Consider the following 12,236-nt stretch of genomic DNA (forward strand, 5'->3'; position numbering starts at 1 on the left):
TGTTATTCAATATAAGACGCTGCTCCCGCCCATGCTTTCGCGAGCCGGCGTATCCCTCGTTCCATTTCTTTCTCGTGTAGTCCGCCGAACCCCAAATATAATCTTGCAAAACGACTGGGCAGGATAGGCGTATCCTGTGCAGCATACACGTAAACATCCTCCGAAGCAGCAAGCTTAATCAGCTCCTCGGCACTGCACATTGTTTGAACAGCGATTTCCACATGCATCCCTGCAGAATCTCCATGAACCTGCACATACCCGGGCAAATAAGTGTCAATGAGCTGAAGCAGCTTAGCACGTTTTTTACGATAAAGATTGCGAACCTTCCTTACATGCCTGTACCAATGCCCTCGTTCCATGAACAGCTGCATAGCCCACTGATCGATGCGTGATGGACTTGTAAGCGTGTGCTCTATAGATTGCAGCTTGCTGAGCAGAGGAGTCGGGACAACCATATAATTCATACGCAGCGCAGGTGTGAAGGCTTTGGAAAACGTCCCAATATAAATGACGCTGCCCTGATGATCCATTCCTTGGAGAGAAGGGATGGTCTTGCCCGAATAACGAAACTCACCGTCGTAGTCATCCTCAATGATATAGGCGCTGTTTGTGCTTGCCCAGTGGAGCAGCAGCTGCCTAGTGGAGTACGGCAATGAGCTCCCAGTAGGACGATGTGAAGGAGTGACATATAAGATTCGAATTTGTTTGTCTTCTAATATAGAAATGAAGTTCTCCATGTTATGGATGGGGACAGGAGCGACGTTGTAGCCGTGCTGCTGGAAGGCAGCTCTTACCTGAGCGATACCGGCTTCTTCCACTGCAATTGTAGATGCACCGTTTAGCAATTTAGCGAGAATTTGTGTGCTGTAAGAAAAACCTGATCCAATAATGATTTGTTCAGGCGTGCAATTGACGCCTCTTGAACGCTTTAAATAGTAAGACAATTGCAAACGCAAATCGTATTCGCCCCGCGGATCGCCATACTGATGAACATAATTCGCATGGAGAGATAGGGCATCATGAAGTACGGACTTCCATGCGCGAATGGGGAATGATTGTCCGTCCACGGCGAGCAGGCTGAAATCGACGACTGCGTCGTTTTGGATAGGAATCGGAATGGAATGGCGATGTATGCTGGCTTTTTCTTCTAAAATCTCTGTATGAACCATGGCGGCAGCAGGAGTTAATTGTGATTGTATGACAAAAAGACCGGCGCGCGGCTTGCTAACCGCATAACCTTCTTCCAGCAGCATGTGATACGCCGTTTCAATTGTCGTTTTACTAAGCTTCGATTGCTCGTGGAGCGATCGAATAGAGGGAAGCTTTGTTCCATCCGCTAGAGCGCCAGATTGGATGAGTTTCCGTAAATGTCTGTACAACACCAAATAGACAGGGCCTTGCTCTTCTTCTGAAAGGTTGATATCCATCTTATCTCCACACAATCTGACCCTTAAAATTCATATAAATCTGACACTGTGTTAGAGGTCAATTTCAGTATAAACTTTGGCATAGGCTTCCATCAATAACAAGAAATATAAATGGAGAGAAGGGGTTGCTATGCCGCGAGTAGAAGGAACCGTTGAAAGAAGACTAGCAACATTAGGGATTATTGTACCAAAGGCGAGCGAGCCCGCAGCTAAATATGCCAACTGCGTATTTTCAAATGGACTTCTGTTTGTTTCGGGAAAAGGTCCTTCGGCCGCGATAAAAGGGAAGCTTGGCAAGGAGTTCACGACAGCAGACGGTTATCAACTCGCTAGGCAGACAGGAATTGAAGTTCTCGCCGTATTAAAGCATTCACTAGAGCAGTTGGATCTTGTGACCCGCGTCGTAAAGGTACAAGGTTTTGTGAATGCTGATCCTAGCTATGAAGAGCATCATAAGGTACTCGATGGCTTCTCGGATTTGATGGTGGAGGTATTTGGCGAGAGAGGAATTCATGCACGTTCGGTCATGGGGGCGAGCTCCTTAAGAAATCAGCTGCCGATCATTGTTGATTCTATTTTTGAAGTGGCCACGGCATAAAGTCTTCTAATTATTAGCCGTTGCATTTGCTTTTATATTGCCTTAACATTAAAGTTTAAGAAAGCCGTCAGGTGATGACGGTTTTTTTATATTTAATGAAGTGCAAATTTCTAAGGAGTGAGCGTCTTGCAGTTTTTCCCTAAACGTTATGACAGATCACTGTTTATCGTTATATTCATCTTTATGATGTTGAAAATGCTCCTGTTTCGCCATTTCGTCTTTTCAGGCATACAGGTGAAGAGCTTGCTGCCTGATGCAGCAGCTGTACTTGCACTGCTTCTGCTGCTGGAGCTAGTCAGCTCTGCGAGGTGGAGAGGAGCCGTATTTGGGCTCGTGAATGCCGTGTTTTCCTTGCTGCTATTTGCTTCAACGGTGTATGTCAGTTATTACGGAACAGTACCTACGTATACCGCACTGCATGGACTTGACCAGGTACTGCAAATTAGGACAAGCGTAGGGTCTATTATTTTGCCTGCTTATTATGTTTACTTTCTCGATGTTGCCGTCTTGGCAGCTCTATATATCGTTAAACGTGTCAGAGGAATACGCAGCGACGGGCGCAAGCGAATTGCCAAACCTCTATACACAGCTATTGCAGCTGTTCTATGTATTGCGATCTCGGGTGGATTCATTTGGTCCGCGAGTACGATTCCGAATGAGATCGTGAAAGCTGAGAATTTAGGCTATATCAATTATCAGGTTGCGGCAGCTGTTAAGGCGAGCAAAGAGCAGGCCGCGCTGAAAAATGGCAATGTAGAAGAAACAGGGGCTGATGCGATAGCGCTCAAATCCTCCTATTTTGAACAAGCTGGAGATATGGTCGTTGCCGGCACGCCTAATTATTTCGGATCTGCCAAAGGTAAAAATGTGATCGTCGTTCAAATGGAGGCGTTCCAAAACTTTGCCATCAATTTGTCTGTCGGTGGTCAGGCGGTTACGCCTGTTCTTAATCAGCTAGCGAAGGAAAGCTTCTACTTTCCTTATGTATTCCAACAAATTGGACAAGGGAATACTGCGGACGCTGAATTCATGTCAAATACTTCTATCTATCCAACCGGGGATATGGCGATGTCAACAGGCTATGGTGATCGAGAGCTGCCGAGTCTTCCGAGACTGCTTGGAGAAAGCGGGTACGAATCCAATACCTTTCATATTAATGATGTGACTTTTTGGGATCGAAACCGAATGTATCCTGCGCTTGGTTTTACGGCATATTATGATAAAGCATCATTTAAAAATGATCATTTTAATTCTTTTGGCGCATCGGATGAGGAGCTTTACAGGGTAGGTCTTGAAAAGCTTAAGGATATGAAGGAGCAAGGCAAGTCTTTTTATGCTCAATTCGTAACTGCATCCAGTCATCATCCTTTCAAGGTTCCAACGGAGCTTCAGCATATTACGATTCCGGACTACTTGCAAGGAACGCAGCTGGGCAATTATTTGACTGCATTAAATTATACGGATTATGAACTGGGCCGTTTTATTGAGGGGCTCAAAGCGAGCGGCATGTGGGAAAACACGGTGTTGGTTGCCTATGGCGATCACGCTGGTCTACAAACGACAGACAATGATCCTGCATGGGTTAGTGAGCAGCTTGGCATCGACTATGATGAGCAAATTAGCCGCTTAAACATCCCGCTTATTGTTCATGTACCTGGCGTAGAGGGGAAGACCATTAATCAGGTTGGCGGTCAGGTTGATATTATGCCGACCGTTACAAATCTGCTAGGCATATCGCTTGATGATCAAGCTTTTACGACGTTTGGCCATGACTTGCTTAATATTTCACAAAATGTAATCGGTATGCGGTATTATTTGCCGACAGGATCATTTTTTAATAATGACATTTTATTTATACCAGGCAAAGGCTTTGAGGACGGAACTGCTGTCGATATTAGAACGAAAAAGCCAGTAGCCGACTTCAGTAAATATCGTGGAGATTATGATTATATACTGGAACTCATGAAGCTTTCGGATGATTATGTACGTCTGCTGCCGAAGCGGGCACCATAGAAGCAGATGAAATGCCTCTTGTCTATCCGGACTTGAGGCATTTTTTTCTTCGCAAATGCAATTATAAGCTTTTATGGAGGCAGGCAATGAGGTAAGATGGATATAGCTACAGAAGGTACTCTATTCCAATAAACGTAAGGAATCGATGAGACATGCGAATTGGTTTTTTTGATTCAGGGCTTGGCGGGCTTACCGTATTAGCGGAGGCACTTCAAAGACTTCCTGATAAGGATTTTCTTTATATGGCGGACACGCTCCATGTTCCCTATGGGACGAAGTCAGAGGAAGACGTGAAAGCGTACATTTTTGAAACGGTTGGTTTAATGATGGAAGAGGGCATAGATGCATTGGTCGTCGCTTGCAATACAGCGACCAGTATTGCAATTAACGAGTTAAGAGAACGTTATTCCCTGCCCATTGTCGGCATGGAGCCTGCTGTTAAGCCAGCAGTAGAAATGAATCGAGCAACAGGCAAGAGGGTACTCGTCTTTGCAACGCAGTTAACGCTACAACTGCCAAAATATTACGCACTCGTGTCACGCGTGGATGAGATGGGAATCGTGGATTCACTGCCTCTGCCGGAGCTTGTGCGTTATTGTGAGGCGCTGCAATTCGATAAACAGATTATCAACGAATATTTCCGGGCAAAGCTCGCAAACTATGATTTAGACAATTACGGAATTATCGTACTCGGCTGTACACATTATCCTTTCTACAAGGATATATTGAGGGAGCTGTTACCTGCTCATATCGAGATTGTGGATGGGAATGTGGGAACGGTGAAACGCCTATCCGCATTATTGAGCCGCTATGGCATTTCCGGAGGCGGAGGCAACGGAAACGTACGCTTTATGTGCTCGGGCCAAGAGCCAGCTTACATGGACAAGATGCAAAAGGCACTTTCGATTTTACGTGAAAAAAATGTGTTAACACAGTCACTTCAAAGCTAATTCGAAGCAAAAGGCGGGCAGCGCTCATGATGAGTGCTGCCCGCCCTTTTTTATGACGATTATATGATTGCCGGCGGTTCTTCCAAAGTAAGCAAAACAGGACAATGATCGCTGCCCAAAATATGAGTGTCAATGGACGCATCGATGAGCAGTGGGCTCAGTCTTGAAGAGGCTAAGAAATAATCGATCCGCCATCCCACGTTCCGCTCGCGAACCTTCATCATGTACGACCACCAGCTGTACACATCCGTACGATCCGGGTAAAAATGTCTAAATGTATCGAGGAAGCCAGTTGCTAGCAGCTCCGTCATCTTGCCGCGCTCCTCAAGCGTAAAGCCAGAGTTGCCTAGATTAGGCTTCGGATGCTTAAGATCGATTTCTTGATGGGCTACGTTCAAATCACCGCAAACAATGACAGGCTTTAAGGCATCAAGCTGCTGAAGATAACCGCGGAAGCGATCTTCCCATTCCATGCGGTAATCCAAGCGCGATAAGTCGCGCTTGGCGTTAGGCGTATATACCGTAACTAGATAGAATCCTTCAAACTCCAGCGTAATGACTCGTCCCTCTGGCTCCGAGTTTTCCTCAATACCATAGTGCACGGAGAGTGGTTTTATGCGGGTGAACACCGCAGTGCCTGAGTAACCCTTCTTAATCGCGTAATTCCAATATTGCGAGTACTCCTCACCAAGCTCCATGTTGATTTGTCCATCCTGCAGCTTCGTTTCTTGCAGGCAAAAAATATCTGCATCCGTTTCCTTGAAATAATCGTTAAAACCTTTCGTTACGCATGCCCGTAAACCATTTACGTTCCAAGATACAAGCTTAATCATGATCTATCTCCTTACGTTTTCTATCATTAAGTACTAGTTTATCATATTTTCTTCAAAGGACTGTTGGAAACATCATGCTCTGTGCATAAAAAAAAGGCTGTGCCAAGCGATTAGACACCTGCTAGGAGACCACATTAGTTAATATATATAAAATATCATTTGCAAACGTTATATACAGTTAAGTATTTTAATGTAAAAATTGATAGTGACGATAATGTAGATTTAAGCAGCATTCTTGCGATAGATGAGATTGCTTATAAGAACCGTAAACGTTTGAAGAAGAAGGAGGCTGTCATGATAAAAATATATAAGAGTGAATCAGGAAAAGAACAGGTTCTGCGTTCCTATAATGCGCTTCTGGAGCTGTGGCCAACGGAATTTGAGGAGCTGGACATTAACACCAAATACGGCGTCACGCATTGTCTTATTTCTGGTCATAAATCGAATCCGCCGCTGCTGCTGCTTCACGGCGTTGGAGATAATTCGGCGGTGATGTGGATGCTAAACATAAAGGAATTATCCAACCATTTTTATTGCATTGCAGTAGATACGATGGGTGGACCAGGAAAAAGTGTGCCTAACGAAAACTTTCAGAAAAAGACGTTTGATCAGGTGGATTGGATCAATGAAATCGTTGATCAAATGGGATTGGATCAATTTCATATCGCTGGTGTGTCGAATGGAGCTTATATGGCTTTTAATTATACGGTTAACGAGGCAAGTAGAGTGAACAAAGTCGTTTGCATGGAGGGAGGTATGGTTACAACACCAATTAAAACGATGGTGAGCACCTTAATGATGATGATGCCGGAAATACTGATTCCAACCCGCAATAATATGCTAAAAATTATAAAAAAGCTAAGTTCGCCCCAATCCCGCGTTTATGAACAGCACCCCGAATTAGCGGATCATCTTGTGCTTGCTATGAAAAATCATAATCAACAAGCGATGTTTGCACATAAGCTGCAGAAATATGATCAAGCGTCAGCAGCTGCGATAAAGGATAAGCTGTATTTTCTGATGGGTGAGTACAAGCTATCCCATAAGAAGGATTTTTTGCAGGTATTAAACGCAGGACAATTTCGTTACAAAATAATCCCTCATGCAGGACACGGCGTTAATCATGAACAGCCTGATGCTGTACATAATGAACTAATCCCATTTTTACTTCATTGAACTTGTATTGCTCGGAGCAAGCGATAATACGAAGCGACTAGGCCGACACACTCTCTATATGGAGAAAGAGCTCGGTCCTTTTTTGCGTGTGGTAAAAGTTGGTTGACATGTCTTTAGCCTAATGATAGGATAAAAGTACACTAGAACTAGGAAATATGACTTTAAGATAAATGCAGCAAGGAGGCATGGGCATGAATCAACAAAGTGAACAGAGCCAGCTTGATCTTCGGTTATTTCGTATATGGTTCAAAGCGTCTAAGGCAGTTGGCGACAATGTGCGCAAGGATATAGAAAGCCATGGCATTAGTCAGGAACATTTTATGATATTGGAGCTTTTGTATAGCAAGGGGCCTCATCCGATACAGAAAATAAGTGAAAAGTTCTGCATTCCAAGCGGCAGCATTACCTATGTTGTTGATAAGCTTGAGAAAAAAGGATATGTGAGGCGAGAGCCAAGCGCTACAGACCGTAGAGGCTCAAATGTCATTCTTACCGAAGCGGGGCAAACACTGTTTGATGATATTTTTCCGAAGCATGCGGATGTCATTACACGCAATTTGAGTTCTGTAAGCAACGAGGATAAAGAGAAGCTTATTGAGCTATTAAAAACGATCGGCATTAATGCAGAACAATTGAGCAAATAACATAAAAGTTTAAGGGGATGTATCAAATGACAACGATTAATCTTGCTATTATATATTACAGTGTAACGGGAACAAATTATCAAATGGCGCAGTGGGCTGCAGAAGGTGCGAAAGCAGCTGGAGCTGAGGTGAAAATATTGAAGACGCCTGAGCTTGCTTCAGAAGAAGCAATACAAGCTAACCCCATCTGGAGAACTCATGTTGCAGAGACGCAAGATATACCTGAGGTTACCTATAAGGATCTGGAATGGGCGGACGCTATTATATTTAGCATTCCATCACGCTTTGGCGGTATGCCTGGTCCTGTTAAGCAGTTTCTTGATTCGACAGGCTCACTTTGGTTTAACGGCAAGCTGGTCAATAAAGTCGTCAGCGGAATGACTTCGGCTCAGAATGCTCATGGCGGTCAAGAGCAAACCATCCTTGGACTGTACACTTCGATGTACCATTGGGGAGCGATAGTAGCTGCACCGGGTTATTCGAGTCCAGTTACCTTTGAAGCTGGCGGTAACCCATATGGGACAAGCGTGACGGTGCAAGGCGGGAAAATGGTTGAGGACGTAAAAGCAGCTGTGGAATATCAAGCTAAGCGTACAGTCAATGTTGCGCAGTGGGTCAAGCAAGGGCTCGCTCAAGCTTAAGCAGAAAATAAGAAGAGGCAGAGGGATACTGCCTCTTTTTTTTGTGCTATTATGGTATGGTAATCGCAGCGATCTTCGATGAACAATGGGTATGACAGCCTTGAAAGGCGGGAATAACGGTGAACGCAAGCAAAAGTACATTTTGGAAGTCCTATATGAGCGGTTTAAAATTGCATGTTGCCATAGCCGACTATACGAAGGTGCCGCTTTCGTGGAAGGACGATAATTATACGACGGATGTGAATAAGCTATATTATATCCAAGAGGGAGAAGGGTACATTAAGGCCGGGAATCAAATTTATTATCCAAAGCCCGGTGATCTGTGTCTGCTGCCCGCAGATGTCGTACAATCCTATGGAACGATTAATACGAATACCTACGGAAAATATTGGTGTCACTTCACTGCAAAAATAGATAATTTCAACCTGTTTCAACTGCTCGAAATGCCCGTCATGATATCGATCTCCGATCACGAAGGCTTGAAGGGTAAATTTGAAAGGCTGGTGCACCATCATAAGAGTGAAGACTGGACATCCGAGCTGCAGCTGCAGTCGGCGTTTCTTGAGATTATGGCCATGATGCTGGAGCAGGCTGAGGATGTGACAATCAAAACACCGGCAACCAGCTCATTTGAGAAGCTGAATGTTGTGCTGACCTATATTGAAGAGCATTTATCGGAAAATATTACAGTAGATACTCTTGCTCAGCTTGTACATTTTCACCCTAATTATTTTATACGCATGTTCAAAAATACGACAGGGCTCTCACCTATACAATATGTGAATCGCAAGCGTATGGACAAAGGACGGCAGCTGCTATCCTTTACTTCACTTAGCATCTCGGCAATAGCTGAATCTCTAGGAATGGATGCTACTTATTTCTCTCGTTTATTCAAAGAATATATGGCTTTGTCACCGAGCGAATATAGGGAGCTTTCACTGAAATGATTAATTAATAAAGAAAACCGTTGCTGTTTAAGCGACGGTTTTTTTGAGATTACAAACAAAATGTTTCCATTTTCTTCACATGAGGGAATTGAACGGCGTTATTTTTACCCATATATTAGATAATGAAAAGGTAAATGGAAGGGAGTGTTTATGCCATTAACAAACTCTATAAAAAGAATATTAGTTTCTTTATTGCTTCAAGCTTCATTATCATTTTGCTGGATCTTCTATTTGCTAATTCTGTTCTAATTAAAGAGAACGATCAACTGCTGACGCTTGGCATTGCATTAGATTTTGTCGTGGTTATCCCTTTATTGCTGTACTTTCTATGGTTTCGCAAGCTGAATTTCAAGATCGCATCCATCATTCCTTTTGCTCTTATAGGTTATTTAGCATTAGCGTTATTTGTACCAAATACCGATCAAGAAACGATGAACGCTATAAAATATTTTCTTATTCCGCTGCCGCCTTTTATTCTAGCTTTAAAAATCTATGATATTGCGGCTGCCTATAAGCGTTATAAAAAAGTGGATAATCATCCTATAGAAACACTTCGGAAAAGTCTAGAAGAGACCATTCGCCATCCCAAAATCGCAGCTTTGCTCACACATGAATTATCTATTTTTTATTATGCCTTGTTCTCATGGAAAGAAAAACCGTTCGTTCGAACGGGAGCTGCCTCGTTTAGCTATCATACAAACTCGAACAAACTGATTACCTTATTAATATTTTCAAAAATATTAATCATTGAAGGGGTATGCATGCACATTCTGCTTGCGCAATGGTCGCATACCGCTGCATGGTTACTCTCATTAGGAAATGTATATATTATTATGCTGCTTGTTGCTGATTACCGAGCGATGTGCTTAAATCCTATTTTGGTATCGGATCAACAAATAAGGTTTCAGTACGGCATTCAGTTGTATTCGGACATGAATATCCATACTATTTCATCCATTTCGGTCATTAAATTCGAGAAATTAGGTAAGGATAAAATGAAAAAAACGACAAAGGTTCTGGACACAGAACCTAATGTGCATATGATATTAAAAGAAGAAATTACGGTTATTACGGCGTTCGGGATTCGAGAACAAGTTGACCAAATCTATTTATTTGTAGATAAACCTTATGAATTTCAAAAGAAATGCCATCAGTTGATGGAGGTAAGCAAAAAGGACAGCGAATAGTTCGCTTGCGCTGTTACGCTTTCGGATTCAATCATCTATCTCGCCAATAGTACATTGCTTGCTCATATTTTCTCTAACGAACTGTATCATGCTTATTATGCAGAAAATGATCTTTTTCAAACGCTAACGAACCTGGTTGGCGTTATATCATGCTTTATAGGGTGATATGAGCTATTTTTCTCGAAATAGCGATGCTGGAGTTCGTTGCAATAATAATTCCTTGCAAATGGTTTAAATAAGAGCTGCTGAGTTCGTTACAGCATACGCCAAAAACAAAGGAGCTAAGCGGATTCAAATCGCTTAGCTCCTTTGTTATTCCGAACTTTTCCCATGATTAGGATTGTTCTGCACAACTAATTCTTTTGGGACAACCTTTTTGCTGCAAGTATAAGAACTCCGATGGAATCAAGGATAAAAGCTATTTGCAGGCGTAGTTGTCGAACACCAGCGGGAATTGAATAGTGATTTGATCAAAATATCCTTCGCTTCATCCGTGCCGATATAGCGCAGTGCTTCTAGAGCATGAGCTCTTACATAACGGTTCTCATCATCGAGTACTGCCGCCAAAGCGGGAATGGCTGCTGCCGCTGCAGCACCCATACGGGATAAGGACAGCCCAGCTGTAAATCGTACTTGAACATCCTCATCGGACAAGGCTGTAATAAGACCCTTCACTGCAATTTCTGAAGAATTAGACAAAATGCCAAGTGCTTCAACGACTGCAATTCTTACTGTCGCATCGGAGTGGGACAGAAGTTCAACAAGCTTTGGAAGCGCGGATTCAGCATAGCTGCGCAGCTCGCCAAGTGCGAATATAGCATATTGTACAGTCTCTGAGCGATCGCTCTCTAGTGCGTCGATCAATCCGCTTACTGCATCTGAGCCTGCGATGGACAGTCCATAAGCAGACGTGCGTGATACGTCTAATCTCTCATGATGAAGACCAGCCAGCAGTACTTTCACGCCTGGAGCGCCATATTTAGCAAGCGCATAGGCAGCATTCAAGGCATTTGGTTCGAAGCTATCTTCCAAAGCCGTTGCCAGTGCGGCTAATTTCTCTTCGTTTGCTTCCGCAGTGTTTGCTAGACTGCCTAGCTTACCTGACATCCAGTTCCATGTTTCTTCCCACATGTCTTCGTGGTTTGCGATTGGCAGGGCAAGGTCAGCAGGCTCTTTCCACTCGGAGATCAGATTATTCCATGAAGGCTTAGTTGGAACAGCTGTACGCATAAATTCAAATTTAAGCATGTAACGAGCATTGCCTAATATATTTGGTGTTGAACGGTGCCAGATATCATAGTGGATGAGTGCAAATGTACCTGCTTCACCGCTAGCGTAAGCTTCTCCTTGCACCTCGTCAGAAGCAAAGGTGCGTGATTCATAGTTTTGGGTGCCAGGCACAACGCTAGTAGGCCCAAGCTCAATTGGCGTGTTTTGCGGGAAGTACATAATCATAGCCCACCATGGGTGGTGGTTGCGCATACGGGAGTAGCCCCAGTAGCTGTCCTTATGCCAACCGCCAGCAACCGGCTGTGCATTAAAGTGGCCATGGCGATGGGCATGCAGCATGTAGTTTGGACCCAGTACGCTTGTTAATGCGCCTGTAATAACGGGGCTGTCGAAAGCCTGTTGTATTTCTCGGATTCGCGGCAGCAGGTTGTTGCCGGGATTGCCTTCCTCGTCATATACTTTTCCAAGTTCAGCTGTCATGGCTTGATGGAAGGATTCAGGGAAATCTGTTTTTAGAATAAGAAAGCCTTCAGTAATAAACTTTTGCATTTGCTCGTCAGTGAGTAGTAGCGGTGATTGATTCATATAAT

At 43.6% G+C, this 12,236-nt stretch carries 11 protein-coding genes; 8 read left to right on the plus strand and 3 right to left on the minus strand.

Going from position 1 to position 12,236, the window contains the following annotated elements:
• Positions 1 to 2: 2 nt before the first annotated feature.
• The gene (locus tag MHH56_RS03915) at positions 3 to 1,427 is read right to left on the minus strand and encodes a PLP-dependent aminotransferase family protein (protein ID WP_339206740.1); all 1,425 of its coding nucleotides are present in this window, start codon (positions 1,425 to 1,427) and stop codon (positions 3 to 5) included.
• Positions 1,428 to 1,557: 130 nt separating this feature from the next.
• Between MHH56_RS03915 and MHH56_RS03920 the strand changes: the two genes are divergently transcribed.
• From MHH56_RS03920 to murI, 3 genes are all read left to right on the plus strand, one after another.
• On the plus strand, positions 1,558 to 2,025 hold the full coding sequence (locus MHH56_RS03920) for a RidA family protein (RefSeq protein ID WP_339206741.1): 468 nt from the start codon (positions 1,558 to 1,560) through the stop codon (positions 2,023 to 2,025).
• A 126-nt stretch (positions 2,026 to 2,151) separates the two neighbouring features.
• On the plus strand, positions 2,152 to 4,038 hold the full coding sequence (locus tag MHH56_RS03925) for an LTA synthase family protein (protein WP_339206743.1): 1,887 nt from the start codon (positions 2,152 to 2,154) through the stop codon (positions 4,036 to 4,038).
• Positions 4,039 to 4,190: 152 nt separating this feature from the next.
• A complete protein-coding gene (murI, locus tag MHH56_RS03930; protein WP_339206744.1) occupies positions 4,191 to 4,988 on the plus strand; it encodes a glutamate racemase in 798 nt (265 codons plus the stop codon).
• Positions 4,989 to 5,047: 59 nt separating this feature from the next.
• Here the strand turns inward: murI and MHH56_RS03935 are convergent, their stop codons facing one another.
• Positions 5,048 to 5,818, minus strand: a complete 771-nt coding sequence (locus tag MHH56_RS03935) for an exodeoxyribonuclease III (protein WP_339209499.1) — start codon at positions 5,816 to 5,818, stop codon at positions 5,048 to 5,050.
• Between the two features lie 162 nt (positions 5,819 to 5,980).
• On the opposite strand from MHH56_RS03935, the gene MHH56_RS03940 reads away from it, so the two are divergent.
• The 5 genes from MHH56_RS03940 to MHH56_RS03960 all read left to right on the plus strand — a co-directional run bounded on the left by MHH56_RS03940 (position 5,981) and on the right by MHH56_RS03960 (position 10,416).
• Complete coding sequence (locus MHH56_RS03940) at positions 5,981 to 6,997, plus strand: alpha/beta hydrolase (RefSeq protein WP_339206746.1); 1,017 nt, start codon at positions 5,981 to 5,983, stop codon at positions 6,995 to 6,997.
• 191 nt (positions 6,998 to 7,188) lie between these two features.
• Positions 7,189 to 7,641, plus strand: a complete 453-nt coding sequence (locus MHH56_RS03945; protein WP_339206748.1) for a MarR family transcriptional regulator — start codon at positions 7,189 to 7,191, stop codon at positions 7,639 to 7,641.
• A 26-nt stretch (positions 7,642 to 7,667) separates the two neighbouring features.
• Positions 7,668 to 8,282 carry an NAD(P)H:quinone oxidoreductase gene (wrbA, locus tag MHH56_RS03950; RefSeq protein WP_076268782.1) on the plus strand — a complete coding sequence of 205 codons (615 nt, stop codon included), beginning with the start codon at positions 7,668 to 7,670 and terminating at the stop codon, positions 8,280 to 8,282.
• Positions 8,283 to 8,401: 119 nt separating this feature from the next.
• Positions 8,402 to 9,229, plus strand: a complete 828-nt coding sequence (locus tag MHH56_RS03955) for an AraC family transcriptional regulator (RefSeq protein WP_083682118.1) — start codon at positions 8,402 to 8,404, stop codon at positions 9,227 to 9,229.
• A 134-nt stretch (positions 9,230 to 9,363) separates the two neighbouring features.
• On the plus strand, positions 9,364 to 10,416 hold the full coding sequence (locus MHH56_RS03960) for a hypothetical protein (RefSeq protein ID WP_339206751.1): 1,053 nt from the start codon (positions 9,364 to 9,366) through the stop codon (positions 10,414 to 10,416).
• Between the two features lie 405 nt (positions 10,417 to 10,821).
• Here the strand turns inward: MHH56_RS03960 and MHH56_RS03965 are convergent, their stop codons facing one another.
• Positions 10,822 to 12,231, minus strand: coding sequence for a HEAT repeat domain-containing protein (locus MHH56_RS03965; RefSeq protein WP_339206753.1), 1,410 nt, complete (start codon positions 12,229 to 12,231; stop codon positions 10,822 to 10,824).
• Positions 12,232 to 12,236 lie beyond the last annotated feature (5 nt).

It is taken from the genome of Paenibacillus sp. FSL K6-3182, from assembly GCF_037976325.1.
Lineage (GTDB): Bacteria > Bacillota > Bacilli > Paenibacillales > Paenibacillaceae > Pristimantibacillus.